Below are 17,491 nucleotides of genomic sequence, written 5' to 3'. Positions count from 1 at the left end.
AGTCGGCGATGCGTTGCGGCCGCCCCCTCGGAATGAGCTGCTACAACGTGTGCACGTGTACTGCCTTGGTGGCGTGCGCCTTCGAGCGGCATACCACGTCGTCGGCCCCGACCTGTCGAAGCAGGCGACTCGCGACCCCGGCGAGTGCCTGATCGCCGGCGACGTGACCCGGTCGGCGGCCGTGCACAGGTACCTGGTCCCGAAGGTGGTTCCGTCGACCCGGCGCACCGCGACGTAGACCCAACGTTCCCAGGGGTGTCCGCGAGGATGCCGAAGAGCTCGAGGAGCGCGCGTCGTTGGAGATCGGGCGTGCGCACCTTGGCTCACGCCGGCACCCCTTCTCGGCTAACCGCGTTCGGCGTCCGTGTGCGCTCGGGCGATCCGGTCGTAGGCGCGCCACACGGCCACTTCGTGTTCGACGGGCTCCATCGCATCGGCGGCGAGCGCGTGGTCGGCCTCGATCAGCTCGTGGGCCACCACGTAGAACTCGAGGAACTGCTCGGCGGCCTGCGGGTCGTGCACTCCCGAGTGGCGGATCGCGACCATCGTGCGGACGCCGCCGCGGTACGGTGCCGTCATCGCCATCATCACCGCGCCCCCGCCGAGGAAGACGGTCGAGGAGATCCAGAGTGCGGCAACGGGTCCGATCGCGGGCACCAGGAGGATCTCCAGGGCCAGGAACGTCGCCATGCCCCAGGTCGGCCAGGCTCTCCAGATGCGAAGCAGGGCCCGGTCGTCGGGGGACAGGCCGGGCGGGAACACCACCAGTCGGTAGCGGGTGACGCCGTAACGAGAGGGGGACACCTCCAGGGAGCCCCAGGAGTGCCCGCCGTCGAGCAATCGTCGCCACAGGGGCGTGGTCGTCGTGTCGTTCACGCCCTCAGGTCTACGCCCGACCGGCGGGCGCGGCGAGCATCCCTACGGAGTCCTTACGGGTTTCGGCCGAATCCTGACACATGCTAGATATTGTGTACTATACCTAGCATGACGGACCGCCTCGCCGGACGAATCTCCAACCACCCCACCGTGCGAAAGGTGCTCGCCAACAAGGCCGAACCGCCGCCGGCGGTGATCGACGCCGACTGGCTGCGCGAGGTCTGCCTGGCCGCAGGCGCAGACGACGTCGCCTTCGCCAGCGTCGAGAATCCCGCCCTCGAGTCCGAACGCGAGCACGTCGAGTCCGCGCTGCCGGGCGCCAAGACCTTCATCTCACTGGTGGTCCGAATGAACCGCGACAACGTCCGGTCGCCGGCCCGCAGCGTGGCCAACCAGGAGTTCCACCGCACCGGCGAGATCATCAACGAGGCCGCCCACCGAATCACCCGAACGCTGCAGGACGCCGGTCACCGGGCACTGAACCCGTCGGCGACCTTCCCGATGGAGATGGATCAGTTCCCCGGCCGCATCTGGGTCGTCGCCCACAAGCCGGTCGCGGTGGCCTCCGGCCTGGGAGTCATGGGCATCCACCGCAACGTGATTCACCCCAAGTTCGGCAACTTCATCCTGCTGGCGACCATCCTGGTCGACGCTCCGGTCACCAGTTACGGTGAGCCGCTGGACTATTCACCGTGCCTGGAGTGCAAGCTCTGCGTCGCGGCGTGCCCCGTTGGGGCGATCGGCAAGGACGGTGAATTCGACTTCGTCGCGTGTTCGGTGCACAACTACCGCGAGTTCATGGGCGGCTTCACCGACTACGTGCAGACCATCGCCGACAGCGCCGACGCGGCCGACTTCCGTTCGCGCGTCACTGATTCGGAGAACGCCTCCATGTGGCAGAGCTTGTCGTTCAAGGCGAACTACAAGGCCGCCTACTGTCTGGCGGTGTGCCCGGCGGGAGAGGACGTCATCGAGCCCTACCTCGAGGACCGCAAGGGCTTCATGGACCTGGTGCTCAAACCGCTTCAGGCCAAGCGCGAGACGCTCTACGTGCTGCCGAATTCGGCGGCCAAGGACCACGCCGAGAAGCGCTATCCGCACAAGCCGGTGAAGGTGGTCGACAGCGGCATCGCCGGCCGAGGCTGAATCACCCCCGGCGCCCCATCGGGTGTGCTGGGAGATCGCATTCTTCGTCGAATTCGCGATCTGGCAGCACACTCGATGGGAAGAGGGGGTGCCGCATCACCAGGCGTGCACGGTGTTCTGCGCGGTCTCCAGACCCAACTCGATCAACAGCTCGGTGGCGTCGGCGGACTGCTCGCAGATCAACCCGACCTCCGGACGCTCGGCGGCGCTGAAGTTCTCCAGCACGAAGGTCGCCGGATCCTTGCGGCCCGGCGGCCGGCCGACACCCACGCGGACACGTTGAAAGTCCTTGGTGCCCAACGCCGACGCCACCGAACGCAGTCCGTTGTGACCGCCCTCGCCGCCACCCAGCTTGAGCCGGATGCGACCGAAGTCGATGTCCAGCTCATCGTGGATGGCGATGACGTCGGCGGGTGCCACGGAGTAGAAGTTGGCCAGTGGACCGATCTGGCGTCCCGACTCGTTCATGTAGGTACGCGGCTTGGCCAGCACCACCGACCGACCACCGAGCCGACCCGTCGTCACCAAGGCACCCGACTTCTTGTGCACCTTGAATCCCGAGCCGAGACGATCGGCCAGGACGTCGGCGACGAGGAAGCCGAAGTTGTGCCGCGTCGTCTCGTACCGCGGTCCGGGATTGCCAAGGCCGACCACCAGTAGTGGTTCGGCCACCGGGACCTACTCGGACTCGGACTCGGTGGACTCGGACTCCTCGGACTCCTCGGCCTCCGCGTCGGCGGCGGGCTCGTCGACTGCCTCGCCGGCACCCTCGGCCTCGAGGTCTTCGGCGGTCGGCGCCGGAATCACGTTGACCACGAGCAGTTCCGGATCCGAGATCAGCGTGACGCCCTCGGGCAGCGGGACCTGCGAGGCGAGGAACTGCGTGCCCGCCGGGACACCCTCGACCGACAGGGTCAGGTTCTCCGGAATGGACATCGCGTCGGACTCGATCTCGATGGTGTTGGACTCCACGTTGACCAGGGTGTCCGGTCCGGCGTCGCCCTCGACGTTGACGTTGATCTCGACGGTGACCCGCTCGCCACGACGGACGATGATCAGGTCGACGTGCTGGATGTTGCGGCGGATCGGGTGGATCTCGATGGCCTTGGGCAGCGCGAGGGCTTCCTTGCCGGCGATATCGAGGGTCAGCACGGCGTTGGTGCCGAAGTTGCGGAGCACGGCGGCGAATTCTCGGGCCGGCAGCGTCAGGTGCTGCGGGTCGGCACCGTGGCCGTATAGCACCGCGGGCACCTTGCCATCGCGACGAGCCTGACGCGAGGCGCCCTTGCCGGTCTTGGTGCGGACCTCAGCGGTCAGATTGTTCGATGCGTGGGCCGCAGTCTTGGCCATGTGTGTCGCTCCTGTGCCGTTCGTCTGGTGGCACGGTGAGGGCGACTGGAGGCAGCGGGGCTGCGAATCGGTTCCCGTCGATAACGGTAGGCCCAGAAGTTCGAGACTTCAGCGGTCCACCCTCGCCGTGATCGTCGCCAAGGCTAGCGCACGAACCCCTCAGATCGAAAATTTGGTGCCCGTGAGCTGCTCGGACAGATCCCAGAGCGCCCTGGCGGTGGCGGCGTTGCTCGCCAGCGGGCTCCGCGACGTCAAGCCGGTCGGGCCGCGCATGGCGAACTTTGGCCCGATGAATGCGTCCCCGGGCAGGGCCTGCGATGCCGCGAAGAGGGTCTGGCGCGCGCCGAAGTCGGCGTTGGTGGCCACCTTGTTGCCCAGCGACATCAGCGAGCCGCTGAGCTTGCCCTCGGCGTGCCCCTGCAGGTTGGTCGCCGAGTACCCGGGGTGGGCGGTCACCGCCAGGATTGCCGAGTCGACCGCGTCGAGGCGGCGCTGCAGTTCCTTGGTGAACAACAGGTTGGCCAGCTTGGACTGACCGTAGGCCAGCCACGCCGAGTACGGGCGGGCCGTCCAGTTGGGGTCCTTCAGGCTGATCTTGCCGAGCAGGTGCAGCATCGACGACACCGTCACCACCCGGTCGGAGATCTTCGGCAGCAGCAGGTTGGTCAGCGCGAAGTGACCGAGGTGGTTGGTGCCGAACTGGCTCTCGAACCCGTCGACGGTCCGCGCGTACGGCACCGCCATGATTCCGGCGTTGTTGACCAGGACGTCGACCGCGTCGACGGTGTCGGCGAAGGCCCGCACCGATGACAAGTCCTGCAGGTCGAGGTGACGCACCTCCACGTCACCGGTCATGCCCGCGGCGGCGTCGCTGCCCTTGTCCAGGTTGCGCACCGCGATGACGACCTTTGCGCCGACGCGGGCCAGCTCGCGTGCGGTGACTTCGCCGAGTCCGCTGTTGGCGCCGGTGACGATCACGGTGCGGCCGGCGAACGAGGGCAGGTCTGCGGCGGTCCACTCAGTCATGGCTGAACCATAATCGCGGTCACTTCGGGGCGACGACGAAGCCCTTGATGATCGACTCGATGTCCGGGCCGTCGGCCTGCGCCTTGTCCGCGAACGAGGTCACGGTGAGCTGGACGAGGTACATCTGGCCGGGCAGATTGGCCCGGGCGGGCGTGCCCCTCGCGAAGACGATGCGGTTGTAGCTCTGCATCCGCTGCCCGTTGAGGTCGTAGGTGCCCTCGATCATCGAGGACGGAAAGCCGCGGAAGTCGTCGGTGGAGGCGTTGAGCTGCTTGAAGTTCTCCGACAGTTCGGCGTCGCCGTTGGCGTGCTTGAGGGCCTCGGCCACGTCGAAGTTTCCGTCGAGCTGGAAGACCAGGATCATCGCCGTGGGGTAGGTGTCGCCCTTGGCGATGGTGCGGGTGCCGGGGGAGAGGTTGACGTTGAAGTACGGCTTCCAGCCCGGCGGCTCGGGCACGGTCACCGTCAGGTCGGTCAGCTTGTCGGGGGCGACGGGCGCGCCGGTGATCCCGATGTTCTCGAAGTAGGTCGACAAGGAGATCGGCTTCTCGGCGTTCGCGGCGGTGGTGGTCGTCGAGGTGGTCGTCGTCCAGATCGACTTGTAGTCGGGCGTCGACGGACCGCAGCCGGCCACGGCGAGCGTGATCGCGGCCCCGGCGACGACGATTCCGGCGCGCTTCAGGAGACCGCCACCTTGAATCCGGCCACGGCGCTCTTCAGCGGTGGGTTGGCGGCGATCAGCTGATCGGTGGGCGTGGTGACGGTCAGTTGCACCAGGTACCGCTTGCCGGTCGACGGGACGTCGGCGAGGACGATGCGGTTGTAGTGCTGGGTCGAGGCGGTCACGCCCTGGGCTGCCGCCGAGGGAAAGCCGTCGTAGTCGTCATAGGACTCGGTGACGTCGGTGGCGGTGGGGGGCAGCGCGTCGGCGTTGGCGTGGCGGATCGCGTCCTTCGGATCGAATGGGCCGGTGAGCTCGACGGCCATCAGCGTCACCGACGGCCCGTTGCCGCTCTGCCCGACCGGCTGGATGAACTCGACGCCGGTCGAGAACAGCGGGTCGCTGGTCTGTGCCCAGCCCTCGGGCACCGGCACCGTGACGGTCAGTCCGGGCGCCTGGTCGAGGTGTACCGGAGCGCCGGTCACGTTGATCGACGCCAGGTAGTCGCGAAAGCCCTGTGGCCGGTCGGTCGGAGCCGCGGCGGTCGGTGGCGCCGGCGTCATGGCGGGGGTGTCGGTCGTCGACGCCGCGGAGGACGACGTGGTCGACGACGGCGCCGCATCCCGTCCGGCGGTCGAACATCCCGCCAGTGCCAGTGCAGTGACCACGACGGCCGCGGTGCGCAGCAGCGTCATCGGGTCTCGCGGACGTCGTCCACTGGACGCGCCATCTCAGGCATCCCCGTCGAACAGTCCCGTCACAGAGCCGTTCTCGAATACCGCGCGGATGGTGCTGGCCAGCAGGGGGGCAATCGACAACACGGTCAGCTGCGGGAACATCTTGTCCTCGCCGATGGGCAGCGTGTTGGTGACGACGACTTCGCGCGCACCGCTCTCGGCCAGCCGGTCGCGGGCCGGGTCCGACAGCACGCCGTGGGTGGCGGCGATGACGACGTCGGCGGCACCGTCTGCCTTCAGCAGCTTGACCGCGCCGGCGATCGTGCCACCGGTGTCGATCATGTCGTCGGTGAGGATGCAGGTCTTGCCCTTGACGTCGCCGACGACGCGGTTGGACTTCACCTGGTTGGGCACCAGCGGGTCGCGCGTCTTGTGGATGAAGGCCAGCGGGACGCCGCCGAGCGAGTCGGCCCACTTCTCGGCGACGCGCACGCGACCCGAGTCGGGGGAGACGACGACCATGTCGTGGTCGGCGTAGTTGTCACGGATGTAACCGCACAGCAGCGACTGCCCGCGCATGTGGTCCACGGGTCCGTCGAAGAAGCCCTGGATCTGATCGGTGTGCAGGTCCACCGACACGATGCGGTCGGCGCCGGCGGTCTTGTAGAGGTCGGCGACCAGACGCGCGGAGATGGGCTCGCGGCCGCGGTGCTTCTTGTCCTGGCGGGCGTAGGGGTAGAACGGCAGGATCGCCGTGATGCGCTTGGCGCTGCCGCGCTTGAGCGCGTCGATCATCAGCAGCTGTTCCATCAGCCACTTGTTCAGCGGCGCGGGGTGCGACTGCAGCACGAAGGCGTCGCAGCCACGTACCGACTCGTCGAAGCGCACGAAGATCTCGCCGTTGGCGAAGTCGCGGGCCGTCTGCGCGGTGACGCTGACGTCGAGCTCCTTGGCGACCTGTTCGGCGAGCTCAGGATGCGCACGACCCGAGAACAACATCAGGTTCTTGCGATTGTCGGTCCAGTCCGTGGCCACGTCGAAGCTGCCTTTGCCGTCGGGGATCGATACGGGTTGATCGTACGTAGCCATTCTGGGGACGCGTGGTCCGGGTTGCCACGAGGCCAACGTCAGGTGTCCGAACGGTCGGCTTCCGCGGCCGCCTTGCGTGCGGCGTTGGCAGCCGCGCTGTGGGGACGCTTTCGTTCCACCCAGCCCTCGATGTTGCGTTGTGGACCCGCCGAGACGGCAAGCGCGCCGGGTGGCACGTCCTGCCGCACGACGGTGCCGGCGCCGGTGTACGCGCCGTCGCCGATGGTCACCGGGGCGACGAACATGTTGTCCGAGCCCGTCTTCGCGTGCGATCCAATCGTGGTGCGCTGCTTGACTTCTCCGTCGTAGTTGACGAAGACGCTGGAGGCGCCGATGTTGGTGTGCTCGCCGATGTCGGCGTCGCCGACGTAGGTCAGGTGCGGCACCTTGGTGCCTGCGCCGATGGTCGAATTCTTGGTCTCGACGAACGTACCGATCTTGCCCTCGGCGCCGAGTTCGGTGCCGGGCCGCAGGTAGGCGAACGGCCCGACGACGGCGTCGTCGCCGACCACCGACGACGAGCCGTGCGTGCGGATGACGGTGGCGCCGTCACCGACGGTGACGCCGGTCAGCGTCGTGTCCGGGCCGATCTGGCAGCGTGCGCCGATGCGGGTGGTGCCCAGGAGCTGGGTGCCGGGGGCCACGACGGTGTCGCGGCCGACGGTCACGTCCACGTCGACCCAGGTGGTGGCCGGGTCGACGACCGTCACGCCGCTGCGTTGAAGGTCGGCGACGATGCGCCGGTTGAGCTCACGGTGTAGGTCGGCCAATTGGACTCGATCGTTGACGCCCGCGACCAGGGCACTGTCGTCGACGTGGCGGCCGCGGACCCGCTGACCGTCGCGACGGAGGATCTCCACCGCGTCGGTGAGGTATAGCTCCCGCTGGGCGTTGTCGGCCCGCAGCTGCGTCAGTGCCCCGCGCAGGGCCCCGGCGTCGAAGGCGTAGACCGCGGCGTTGACCTCGCGGATCGCCCGCTGGGACTCCGTCGCGTCAGCTTGCTCGACGATGCTCTGCACCTCGCCGTCCTGGGTGCGCAGGATGCGGCCGTACCCGGTCGGGTCGGTCAGCGTGGTGGTCAGCAGCGTCGCCGCGGTGGACTGGCTGACGTGGTCGTCGACCAGACCGGCGAGGGTGTCCGAATCCAGCAGCGGCACGTCGCTGGCGGTGATGAGGATGGTGCCGTCGAAGTCGTCGGGCAACGCGGCCAGGCCGCAGCCGACGGCGTGGCCGGTGCCCAGCTGCTCCTCCTGCACGGCCACGTCGATGGGGCGGTCCAGGTCGTCGGCGAGCCCGTTGACCGCGGGGATGACGTGGTCGCGGCCCATGCCGACGACCACCACGAGGTGCCGCGGTGAGACCTTGGCGATCGCGTGCAGGGTGTGGGAGAGCATGCTGCGGCCGGCCAGCGTGTGCAGCATCTTGGGGATGTCGGACTTCATCCTGGTGCCCGAGCCGGCTGCCAGGACGATGACCGCGGTGTCGCCTCGTGTCGCCATGTGGGTGGGCTCCTTCATGCGATCTCGGCGTGATCGGTCCCGCTCACCGCGACTAATCACGCCGAAATCGCAGCTTCGTGCTCCGTCGCCAGGACTCGAACCTGAACTATCTGAACCAAAATCAGAGGTGCTGCCGATTACACCACGACGGACTGCGCGAACGACTTTAGTCGACTCGGTGGGAGCGGGGATTACGCGCGGCGGGCAGGAGCGAAGCGACCCGGGGATTACCCTGATGGCCGTGGCGGCGCCGGAGAAGGAAGCGCGTGCACCCCGCGCGCGCATGACGGGCAGCGAACGGCGCCAGCAACTGGTCGAGATCGCCAAGTCGCTGTTCGCCGAGCGCGGCTACGACGCGACGTCGATCGAGGAGATCGCTCAACGGGCCAGCGTGTCCAAGCCGGTCGTCTACGAGCACTTCGGCGGCAAGGAAGGTCTCTACGCCGTCGTGGTGGACCGGGAGATGTCGGCGCTGCTGGACGGCATCACCTCGTCGCTGACCAACAACCGGTCCCGGGTGCGGGTGGAGCGGGTGGCCCTGGCCCTGCTCACCTACGTCGAGGAACGCACCGACGGCTTCCGGATCCTGATCCGCGACTCCCCGGCCAGCATTGCCTCCGGCACGTATTCGAGTCTGCTCAACGACGCCGTGAGCCAGGTCGCGTCGATCTTGGCCGGCGACTTCGCGCGGCGCGGGCTCGACCCCGAGCTGGCCCCGCTCTACGCCCAAGCCCTCGTCGGGTCGGTGTCTATGACCGCCCAGTGGTGGCTCGACACCAGGGAGCCCAAGAAGGAAGTCGTCGCCGCGCACCTGGTCAACCTGATGTGGAACGGGCTGACCCACCTCGAGGCCGACCCCGAATTGCACGACCAGCACTAGCCGGCGACCCGAATGGCCAGTTGACGCAGGGTTTTTCGACGTCAGCGCGGGGTAAGTGGCCACTGGGCGTCCGAGCGGCGCCGACGACTAGACTGGGAGAACAATGACTACATCGGGGCACCCCCATGTCCAGACCCCGATGGCCGGCCTGGTGCGTCTCGCGCTGTCCGACCCCGGTCTGGCAGAGCTCACCCGTCGCGCCGCCGACGCCACCGCGGAACTCGCCCTCGTCGGGCCGCCCGCCGCACGGCTGTTCGTCGCCGCGGCGTTGGCCGAGGCCGGCCCGCTGCTGGTCGTCACCGCCACGGGCCGCGAGGCAGACGACCTGACCGCCGAACTGCGCGCCGTGCTGGGCGACGCCGTCGCGATGTTCCCGTCCTGGGAGACCCTGCCGCACGAGCGGTTGTCGCCGGGCGTGGAGACCGTGGGCGCCCGGATGATGGTGCTGCGACGGCTGGCCAAACCCGACGACCGGCGTCTCGGCGCCCCGCTGCGGGTCGTGGTCACCACCGCACGGTCGCTGCTGCAGCCGATGGCGCCCGACCTGGCCGACGTGGAGCCGGTGACGCTGACCGTCGGGCAGGAACCCGAGCTCGCCGCCGGAGCCGCCCCGGCGGCGACCTTCGACTCGGTGCTGGAGCGGCTGGTCGAGCTGGCGTACACGCGGGTGGACATGGTCGGCAAGCGCGGCGAGTTCGCCGTCCGCGGCGGCATCCTCGACGTCTTCCCGCCGACCGCCGAGCATCCGATCCGCGTCGAGTTCTGGGGTGACGAGGTCTCGGAGATGCGGATGTTCTCCGTCGCCGACCAGCGCTCCATCCCCGACATCGCCGTCACCGAGATGATCGCGGTCCCGTGCCGGGAGCTGATGCTCACCGATGACGTGCGCACGCGGGCGGCGGCGCTGTCGGCCGATCAGCCGCACGACGACAACCGGGTCACCGGCACGGTCAGCGACATGCTGGCCAAGCTCGCCGAAGGCATCCCGGCCGACGGCATGGAGGCGCTGCTGCCGGTGCTGCGCCCCACCGAGCTCTCCCTGCTGTCCGACCACTTGCCCGCCGGCGCGCCGGTGCTGGTGTGCGATCCGGAGAAGGTGCGCACCCGCGCGGCGGATCTAATCAAGACCGGGCAGGAGTTCCTCGAGGCGTCGTGGTCGGTGGCGGCGATGGGTGCCGACGCACCGATCGACCTCGAGCAGCTCGGCGGGTCGGGCTTCCGCGACCTCGCCGACGTGCGGGCGAACGCCGCGGTCGGCGGGCACCCATGGTGGACGTTGAGCCAGCTCGCCGACGGCACGGCGATCGAATTGAACGTCAAGGCCGCCCCGTCGGCGCGGGGTCAGCAGAACAATCTCGACGAGATGTTCGCGATGCTGCGGGCCCACGTGACCACCGGTGGACTGGCCGCGGTCGTTACCCCCGGTGCCGGCACGGCGCAGCGCATCGTCGAGCAGTTGGGCGAATCCGACACGGCGGCAGCGATGTTGGCGCCCGGCGACGTACCCAAGCCCGGCGTGGTCGGGGTGCTGAAGAGTCCACTGCGCGACGGCGTCGTGCTCCCGGGGGCCAACCTCGTCGTCATCACCGAGACCGACCTGACCGGCAACCGGGCCGCCGCCACCGAGGGCAAGCGGCTGGCGGCCAAGCGCCGCAACGTCGTCGACCCGCTTGCACTGGCCGCCGGCGACCTCGTCGTGCACGACCAGCACGGCATCGGCCGCTTCGTGGAGATGGTCGAGCGCACCGTCGGCGGTGCCCGCCGCGAGTACCTCGTGCTGGAGTACGCCTCGGCCAAGCGCGGCGGCGGCTCGGACAAGCTCTTCGTGCCGATGGACTCGCTGGATCAGCTGTCGCGTTACGTCGGCGGTACCGAACCGTCGCTCAGCAAGCTGGGCGGTAGCGACTGGACCAACACGAAGACCAAGGCGCGCAAGGCCGTTCGTGAGATCGCCGGAGAGCTGGTGACGTTGTACGCCAAGCGTCAGGCCGCGCCCGGCTTCGCCTTCGGCCCGGACACCCCGTGGCAGGCCGAGATGGAGGACGCGTTCGGATTCACCGAGACCGTCGACCAGCTGACCGCCATCACCGAGGTCAAGTCCGACATGGAGAAGGCGGTCCCGATGGACCGTGTCATCTGCGGCGATGTCGGCTACGGCAAGACCGAGATCGCGGTGCGCGCGGCGTTCAAGGCCGTTCAGGCGGGTAAGCAGGTGGCGGTGCTGGTGCCCACCACGCTGCTCGCCGACCAACACCTGCAGACGTTCTCCCAGCGGATGGCCGGGTTCCCGGTGACGGTGAAGGGTCTGTCGCGGTTCACCGACACGGCCGAGTCCCGCACGGTGATCGACGGCATGAAGGACGGTTCGGTCGACGTCGTGATCGGCACCCACCGGCTGTTGCAGACCGGTGTCACGTGGAAGGACCTTGGACTGGTCATCGTCGACGAGGAGCAGCGCTTCGGCGTCGAGCACAAGGAGCACATCAAGTCGATGCGCACCCACGTCGACGTGCTGACCATGAGTGCGACGCCCATCCCGCGAACGTTGGAGATGAGCCTGGCCGGCATCCGCGAGATGTCGACGATCCTCACCCCGCCCGAGGAGCGGTTCCCGGTGCTGACCTACGTCGGGCCCCATGACGACAAGCAGGTCGGCGCGGCGCTGCGGCGCGAGCTGCTGCGTGACGGGCAGGCGTTCTACATCCACAACCGGGTGAAGTCGATCGACTCCGCGGCCGCGAGGGTGCGTGCGTTGGTGCCGGAGGCGCGGGTGGTGGTGGCCCACGGCCAGATGCCCGAGGAGCAGTTGGAGCGCACCGTCGAGGGCTTCTGGAACCGCGAGTTCGACATCCTGGTGTGCACCACGATCGTGGAGACGGGGCTCGACATCTCCAACGCCAACACCCTGATCGTCGAGCGCGCCGACACGTTCGGCCTCTCGCAGCTGCACCAGCTGCGCGGCCGGGTGGGACGCAGCCGCGAACGTGGCTACGCCTACATGCTCTATCCGCCGGAGGTCCCGTTGACCGAGACCGCGTACGACCGGTTGGCCACCATCGCCCAGAACAACGAACTCGGTGCCGGCATGGCCGTGGCGATGAAGGACCTCGAGATCCGCGGCGCAGGAAACGTTCTCGGCGCCGAGCAGTCAGGGCACGTCGCCGGCGTGGGCTTCGACCTGTACGTGCGGCTGGTCGGAGAGGCGGTCGAGGCCTACCGCGCGGTGGTCGACGGCAACACCGTCACCACCGCCGAGGAACCCAAGGACGTCCGCATCGACCTGCCGGTCGACGCCCACCTGCCGCCCGATTACATCGGCAGCGACCGGCTGCGACTCGAGGGCTACCGACGGTTGGCCGCCGCCCAGGACGAGGCCGGGGTCGCCAGTGTGGTGGAGGAGTTGGTCGACCGGTACGGACCGCTGCCCGAGCCGGCGCAGCTGCTGGTGGCGGCCGCCCGGCTCCGCCTGCTCTGCCGCCAGTACGGCGTGACCGAGGTGACCGCGTCCGCGACGACCATTCGGGTTACGCCGTTGACTCTGCTGGATTCTCAGCAGCTGCGGCTCAAGCGCATGTACCCGTCGGCGACCTACCGCGCGACGACGTCGACCATCACGATCCCGATTCCCCGTGTCGGCAGCGGGGTCAGCGCCCCACGGGTCCGCGACGCCGAATTGCTGCGCGTGGTGGCGGGTCTGCTGCTGGCGCTGGACGGCCGGCCGCAGAACGACGTCGACGTCACGGATCTGGCGGGGGTCGCCGGGTGAGCGCGGAGCAGGTCGCGTCGACCGTCGTCCTGGTCGACCCGCGGCGGCCGTCGCTGATGCCCGTGGAGGCTGTCGCTCTACTCGCCGGTGACGTGCAGTACACCGAGGAGATGCCGGTCAAGGTGCCGTGGTCGCTACCAGGTTCCCGGCCGGCGTACCTCGGCGAGGATGCCCCGGTGCTGTTGTCCTCTGACCCCGATCATCCGGTGGTCAAGGCCCGGTTGGCCGCGGGCGCGAGGCTGATCGCCACGCCGGCACCGGCTTCCGGTGAGCGGCTGGTGGACGCCGTCGCGATCATGGACACGCTGCGCACGGCGGGGCCGTGGGAGGGCGAGCAGACCCACGACTCGCTGCGGCGCTATCTGCTCGAAGAGGTCTACGAGCTGTTCGACGCGGTCCGCGGCGGCAACGCCGACGAGCTGCGTGAAGAACTCGGCGACGTGTTGCTGCAGGTGCTGTTCCATGCCCGCATCGCCCAGGACTCCGACGAGTCACCCTTCGGCATCGACGAGGTGGCCGACGCGCTGGTGCGCAAGCTCGGCAACCGGGTCCCGGCAGTGCTTGCCGGAGAAGCGATCTCACTCGACGACCAGCTGGCCCAGTGGGAGGAACGCAAGGCCCGCGAGGTCAAGGTCAAGGCGCGCGGCTCGGTCATGGACGACGTGCCGACCGGGCAGCCGGCGCTGGCGCTGGCGCAGAAGGTCGTCGAGCGGGCCACGGCGGCCGGCCTGCCGGCCGACCTGATGCCCGAGGGTCTGGTGTCGATCGGCACCACGTTCGGCGGCGATCCCGAGAGTGCCGTGCGTGCAGAGGCATTGGACTTCGTCGACGTCGTCCGCACGGTCGAGCAGAGCATTCTGGCGAGCCGGCGCAGCGCCGAGGACGCCGCCGATCTCGGCAACGCGCCGTTGGGGGCCGTCACCGAAGAGGAGTGGCGGGCGCATTGGCCGAGCACCGTCGAACCCGACGCCGAACCCCGCCGAGAGTGAAGTAGATGTCGACCATCGGCGGAGAATTCGCCATCTACTTCACGTTCGACGATCACGACAGCAGCGTCGAGCCCCAGTAGGCCGAGGCGTCGCCGTCGCGCATGCCAGGAGGGCAGGCGAAGAGCGCGGTCCCGGTGTGGGTGATGTACTCGTTGAGCGCGTCCCGGCGGGACAGCTCCATCTGCATCGGCACGAACGAGGAGCGCGGGTCGCGCACGAATGCAATGAAGAACAGGCCTGCGTCGAGGTGGCCGACGCCGTCGGTGCCGTCGGTGAAGTTGTAACCCCGCCGCAGGATCTCGATGCCGTTGAGGTTCTCCTTCGACGCCAGCCGCACGTGCGCGGCCATGTCGATCAGGGGTGTGCCCTTGGAGCTCTTGGTGGTGAAGTCCAGCGCGTCGAATTCGTCGGCGTAGCCGATGGGTGCGCCAGATCCCTTGAGGCGCCCGATGACTCGCTCCTGCTCCATGAGCGTGGTGTGGTCCCAGTTCTCGATGCGCATGCGGATGCGGCGGGTCACCAGGTAGGAACCGCCGGTCATCCAGGCCGGCCCGTCACCGTTGGCGACCCAGACGTGCTCGTCGAGTGCGCCGGTGTCCTCGGCCTTCAGGTTGGACGTGCCGTCCTTGAAGCCAAACAGGTTTCGCGGCGTGGCCTGGTCGCGGGTGGTCGAGGAGGTGCGGCCGAAGCCCAACTGCGAGTAGCGCACGGCGGCGGTGCCGAACGCGACCCGGGCGAGGTTGCGGATGGCGTGCACGGCGACCTGCGGGTCATTGGCGCAGGCCTGCACGCAGATGTCGCCGTGGCTGCGAGCCGGGTCCATGGTCTCGTTGGGGAACTTCGGCAGGTCGATCAACGCCTCGGGCCGCTTGTCGGCGATGCCGAAGCGGTCCTTGCCGTCCTTGGTGAAGAACGTGGGCCCGAAGCCGACGGTGAGGGTCAGCTGCGAGGCCGGAAGGCCAAGGGCCTCACCGGTGTCCGCAGGAGGAGCGTAGGGATTGAGGCCGACGGCGCCGTTGGACACGGCCTCCTGGGCGAGCGTCATCCGCTCGGCCATCTCGGTCCACTGCTTGAGCATCGCCACGACGTCGTCGCGGTCGTCGGTGGTGACGTCGAAGGAGCAAAAGTGCATGCGGTCCTGCGCCGCGGTGACGATGCCCGCCTGGTGCTCGCCGCGGAAGGGCACCGAGCCCTGCAGTTCCTCGGTGGCGGTGCTGGCCGCCGAGGCACGGCCGGCCAGCGCACCCGCGCCCGCCGCGCCGACGACCGCGGCCGTCACTCCGGCGGCGCCGAACAACCGGCGGCGGGACAATCCGCCGCCGGCCGACTCCGGCGCCCGTGGGGCGTCACTGTCCGGCGATGACACCCTGCACCTGGCTGACTTCCTTGCTGAGCGCGTCGATGGAGCGGGAGAGCTCTTGGCGCTGCGGTTCGGTCACGGTGTCGTACAGGACGAATCCGTCACCCTGGCGGTACTTCTGCAGCAATGCCTCGGACTCGGCGAAGCGCTGGTCGACCAACTTGGCGAGGTCGGGGTTGCGTTCGTCGAGGATCGGCCGCACCGAGGACACCGCGGTCTGCGAGCCCTGCAGGTTGGCCTCGAAGTCCCACAGGTCGGTGTGGCTGAAGATGTCCTCTTCGCCGCTGATCTTGCTGGAGGCGATCTCGTCGAGCAGACCCTGGGCGCCGCCCGCGATCTGGGTGGAGTCGACCGTGAAGTCGGGGGCATTCACCCGAGTGTTGAGCTCCTTGACGTCGGCGACGAGCTGGTCGGCCAGCGCGTTGGCGTCGGGTTGCAGGCCGGTGACCCACAGCTGCTTCTCCAGCGCGTGGAATCCGGTCCACTTCTGGCCGGGCTCCAGATCGGCCTCGCGAAGATCGATTCGGGGGTCGAGGTCGTCGGGGAAGGACTCGGCGACGGGCTCGATGCGCTCGTAATAGGTTCGGGCGATGGGGTATTGGGCCTTGGCGGCATTGACGTCGCCCTTCTTGACCGCGGCGACGAATACGTCGACCGCCGGGATCAGGGCCTCGGTCTGACTGTTTACGTACCGCTTGTAGTTGTCCGCGGCTTCCTTGAACTTGCCCTCGGTGTCGACCTCGACCGCGTCGCCGGTGACGGTGAAGTCGCCGCGCATGCCGTCGCCGATCATGCCCGGCTTGCATGCGGTCTGGTACTTGCCCGGCTCGGTGAGCTGGACGATGAGCTTGCGCTCGAGTCCGGGGGAGATGTTCTCGACCTCACCCATCACCCGGTCACCGGCACCGTAGACGTAGAACTCGGTGACCTTGGTGCCGTTGTTGGTGATGACGAAGGTGCTTGGGCCGGTAGTGCTTTCGGTGCCCGACAGCTCGCACGTCGTGTCCGAGGCGTTGACCGTGATCTGGGCCGGGGCGTTGTCGCCGCCGCCCGCCGGGGTTTGGGCTTCCTTGGCCTGGCAGCCCACCAGTGAGAGGCCCGTCAAGAGGGCGGCCGCGGCGGCGGCACCCGTCCTCGCGGTGTGAGGAGAGACGATCACGTGTTCGACCTTTCGGGTGCGGTGGTGCGTTCCGACTCGTGGGCGTCGGAACTGGAGGAGGGGGAGTCCGGCGTAGGCGAGGCCGACGGCTTCGCGGGCGCCTTGGTGGGGCGCAGGAAGACGGTGAGGATGACGACGAGGTAGGCCACCCAGGCGAGGAACTGCAACCACGTCGGCGTCGGGGTGACGTTGAAGACGCCCTGGACTATCTGGCCGTACCAGGACGACCAGTCCATCCCCGAGCTGATGTCGAAGGCCCGGTGAGACAGCCCGGGGAGCCAGCCGACGGTCTGCAGCGCGCCGATGCCGTAGGACAGGATGCCCGCGGCGACGACGACGAGGAACGCGCCGGTGTACTTGAAGAACTTGGCCAGGTTGATGTGCAGCGCGCCCCGGTACATGGCGTAGGCGATCACGACCGCGATCACGACGCCGACGACGAGACCCGCGAGCGGCCACAGCGTCTTGGCCTCGGCGAAGCCGACCATGAACAGCGCGGTCTCGACGCCCTCGCGGCCGACGGCCAGGAACGACAGCGACAGCACGGCTAACGCACCTGCCTCGAGTGCCTTGGCCATGTCACCGCGCAGCTGGCCGGACATGCTCGCCGCGGCCTTGCGCATCCAGAGCACCATCGTCGTGACGATGGCGACGGCGATCAGCGACGCGACCCCGGCAATGGCCTCGGCACCGAGCCCGGAGATGGTGCTGGTGCCGAACTGGATGACCAGGAACACCGCGACGGTCATGACGACGGCCGCGCCGACTCCCAGCCAGACCCATCTGAGCGCGTCGCGCCGGTCGGCCTTGACCAGGAATGCCACCAGGATCGTGACGACGATGGCGGCTTCGAGGCCTTCGCGGACTCCGATCAGCGCGCTGCCGAAGAGTTGGGAGGTGACGCTGGGGCCGGCAGCCAGTAGCGACACCGAGAGGTCTGCGACCGCGGTCATGCACCCGTCCTTGCTGCTCGTGAACGTCAACCAAAGATTGGCTAGCCATAGCTAGGTGTG

Annotated in this window: 16 protein-coding genes and 1 tRNA gene; 5 read left to right on the top strand and 12 right to left on the bottom strand. The window is 68.5% G+C overall.

What is annotated here, in order from left to right:
- Nucleotides 1–55: 55 nt before the first annotated feature.
- On the top strand, nucleotides 56–238 hold the full coding sequence (locus tag ABZ195_RS03960) for a hypothetical protein (protein ID WP_355215096.1): 183 nt from the start codon (nucleotides 56–58) through the stop codon (nucleotides 236–238).
- 107 nt (nucleotides 239–345) lie between these two features.
- Here ABZ195_RS03960 and ABZ195_RS03955 read toward each other — a convergent pair whose 3' ends face one another.
- Nucleotides 346–876, bottom strand: a complete 531-nt coding sequence (locus tag ABZ195_RS03955) for a DUF6611 family protein (protein WP_355215095.1) — start codon at nucleotides 874–876, stop codon at nucleotides 346–348.
- A gap of 108 nt (nucleotides 877–984) precedes the next feature.
- Between ABZ195_RS03955 and ABZ195_RS03950 the strand changes: the two genes are divergently transcribed.
- Nucleotides 985–2,022 carry a 4Fe-4S binding protein gene (locus ABZ195_RS03950; RefSeq protein WP_355215092.1) on the top strand — a complete coding sequence of 346 codons (1,038 nt, stop codon included), beginning with the start codon at nucleotides 985–987 and terminating at the stop codon, nucleotides 2,020–2,022.
- A gap of 96 nt (nucleotides 2,023–2,118) precedes the next feature.
- Here the strand turns inward: ABZ195_RS03950 and pth are convergent, their stop codons facing one another.
- The 8 genes from pth to ABZ195_RS03910 form a co-directional block, all read right to left on the bottom strand.
- Nucleotides 2,119–2,694 carry an aminoacyl-tRNA hydrolase gene (gene pth, locus ABZ195_RS03945; protein ID WP_355215090.1) on the bottom strand — a complete coding sequence of 192 codons (576 nt, stop codon included), beginning with the start codon at nucleotides 2,692–2,694 and terminating at the stop codon, nucleotides 2,119–2,121.
- Between the two features lie 6 nt (nucleotides 2,695–2,700).
- Nucleotides 2,701–3,372, bottom strand: a complete 672-nt coding sequence (locus tag ABZ195_RS03940; protein WP_355215088.1) for a 50S ribosomal protein L25/general stress protein Ctc — start codon at nucleotides 3,370–3,372, stop codon at nucleotides 2,701–2,703.
- Between the two features lie 159 nt (nucleotides 3,373–3,531).
- Nucleotides 3,532–4,398, bottom strand: a complete 867-nt coding sequence (locus tag ABZ195_RS03935; protein WP_355215086.1) for an oxidoreductase — start codon at nucleotides 4,396–4,398, stop codon at nucleotides 3,532–3,534.
- A gap of 19 nt (nucleotides 4,399–4,417) precedes the next feature.
- Nucleotides 4,418–5,032, bottom strand: coding sequence for an LpqN/LpqT family lipoprotein (locus ABZ195_RS03930; RefSeq protein ID WP_355215084.1), 615 nt, complete (start codon nucleotides 5,030–5,032; stop codon nucleotides 4,418–4,420).
- Between the two features lie 44 nt (nucleotides 5,033–5,076).
- Entirely contained in the window at nucleotides 5,077–5,754 is a 678-nt protein-coding gene (locus ABZ195_RS03925; RefSeq protein WP_355215083.1) for an LpqN/LpqT family lipoprotein, read from the bottom strand.
- Nucleotides 5,755–5,790: 36 nt separating this feature from the next.
- Nucleotides 5,791–6,771, bottom strand: coding sequence for a ribose-phosphate diphosphokinase (locus ABZ195_RS03920; RefSeq protein ID WP_355215081.1), 981 nt, complete (start codon nucleotides 6,769–6,771; stop codon nucleotides 5,791–5,793).
- Nucleotides 6,772–6,863: 92 nt separating this feature from the next.
- A complete protein-coding gene (gene glmU / locus ABZ195_RS03915) occupies nucleotides 6,864–8,324 on the bottom strand; it encodes a bifunctional UDP-N-acetylglucosamine diphosphorylase/glucosamine-1-phosphate N-acetyltransferase GlmU (RefSeq protein ID WP_355215080.1) in 1,461 nt (486 codons plus the stop codon).
- Nucleotides 8,325–8,404: 80 nt separating this feature from the next.
- A tRNA-Gln gene (locus ABZ195_RS03910) sits at nucleotides 8,405–8,476 on the bottom strand.
- 131 nt (nucleotides 8,477–8,607) lie between these two features.
- On the opposite strand from ABZ195_RS03910, the gene ABZ195_RS03905 reads away from it, so the two are divergent.
- The 3 genes from ABZ195_RS03905 (at nucleotide 8,608) to ABZ195_RS03895 (ending at nucleotide 13,959) form a co-directional block, all read left to right on the top strand.
- Nucleotides 8,608–9,204, top strand: coding sequence for a TetR/AcrR family transcriptional regulator (locus ABZ195_RS03905; RefSeq protein ID WP_355216039.1), 597 nt, complete (start codon nucleotides 8,608–8,610; stop codon nucleotides 9,202–9,204).
- Between the two features lie 103 nt (nucleotides 9,205–9,307).
- On the top strand, nucleotides 9,308–12,970 hold the full coding sequence (gene mfd / locus ABZ195_RS03900; protein WP_355215078.1) for a transcription-repair coupling factor: 3,663 nt from the start codon (nucleotides 9,308–9,310) through the stop codon (nucleotides 12,968–12,970).
- Nucleotides 12,967–13,959, top strand: a complete 993-nt coding sequence (locus ABZ195_RS03895) for a nucleoside triphosphate pyrophosphohydrolase (protein ID WP_355215076.1) — start codon at nucleotides 12,967–12,969, stop codon at nucleotides 13,957–13,959. The genes mfd and ABZ195_RS03895 overlap by 4 nt, the downstream gene beginning before the upstream one ends.
- Before the next feature lie 52 nt (nucleotides 13,960–14,011).
- Here the strand turns inward: ABZ195_RS03895 and efeB are convergent, their stop codons facing one another.
- The 3 genes from efeB to efeU are packed head-to-tail and all read right to left on the bottom strand — an operon-like array spanning nucleotide 14,012 to nucleotide 17,431.
- The gene (efeB, locus tag ABZ195_RS03890) at nucleotides 14,012–15,325 is read right to left on the bottom strand and encodes an iron uptake transporter deferrochelatase/peroxidase subunit (RefSeq protein WP_355215074.1); all 1,314 of its coding nucleotides are present in this window, start codon (nucleotides 15,323–15,325) and stop codon (nucleotides 14,012–14,014) included.
- Nucleotides 15,306–16,478, bottom strand: coding sequence for an iron uptake system protein EfeO (efeO, locus tag ABZ195_RS03885; RefSeq protein WP_355215072.1), 1,173 nt, complete (start codon nucleotides 16,476–16,478; stop codon nucleotides 15,306–15,308). Before efeO ends, efeB begins: the two co-directional genes overlap by 20 nt.
- Nucleotides 16,475–17,431: an iron uptake transporter permease EfeU gene (efeU, locus tag ABZ195_RS03880; RefSeq protein WP_355215071.1), complete on the bottom strand. Its 957-nt coding sequence runs from the start codon at nucleotides 17,429–17,431 to the stop codon at nucleotides 16,475–16,477. Before efeU ends, efeO begins: the two co-directional genes overlap by 4 nt.
- Nucleotides 17,432–17,491 lie beyond the last annotated feature (60 nt).

The sequence above is a fragment of the Mycobacterium sp. NPDC006124 genome (assembly GCF_040614235.1).
In the GTDB taxonomy this organism is placed as follows: domain Bacteria; phylum Actinomycetota; class Actinomycetes; order Mycobacteriales; family Mycobacteriaceae; genus Mycobacterium.
The sequence above is the reverse complement of the archived record's forward strand: the minus strand, read 5'-3'. Positions and strand labels throughout refer to the sequence as shown.

What these genes read in the sequence shown, in the direction of transcription:
- ABZ195_RS03925 (WP_355215083.1), bottom strand. Translation starts at nt 5,754, where the DNA reads ATGACGCTGCTGCGCACCGCGGCCGTCGTGGTCACTGCACTGGCACTG.
- mfd (WP_355215078.1), top strand. Translation starts at nt 9,308, where the DNA reads ATGACTACATCGGGGCACCCCCATGTCCAGACCCCGATGGCCGGCCTG.
- ABZ195_RS03950 (WP_355215092.1), top strand. Translation starts at nt 985, where the DNA reads ATGACGGACCGCCTCGCCGGACGAATCTCCAACCACCCCACCGTGCGA.
- ABZ195_RS03905 (WP_355216039.1), top strand. Translation starts at nt 8,608, where the DNA reads ATGACGGGCAGCGAACGGCGCCAGCAACTGGTCGAGATCGCCAAGTCG.
- ABZ195_RS03935 (WP_355215086.1), bottom strand. Translation starts at nt 4,398, where the DNA reads ATGACTGAGTGGACCGCCGCAGACCTGCCCTCGTTCGCCGGCCGCACC.
- ABZ195_RS03940 (WP_355215088.1), bottom strand. Translation starts at nt 3,372, where the DNA reads ATGGCCAAGACTGCGGCCCACGCATCGAACAATCTGACCGCTGAGGTC.
- efeU (WP_355215071.1), bottom strand. Translation starts at nt 17,431, where the DNA reads ATGACCGCGGTCGCAGACCTCTCGGTGTCGCTACTGGCTGCCGGCCCC.
- glmU (WP_355215080.1), bottom strand. Translation starts at nt 8,324, where the DNA reads ATGGCGACACGAGGCGACACCGCGGTCATCGTCCTGGCAGCCGGCTCG.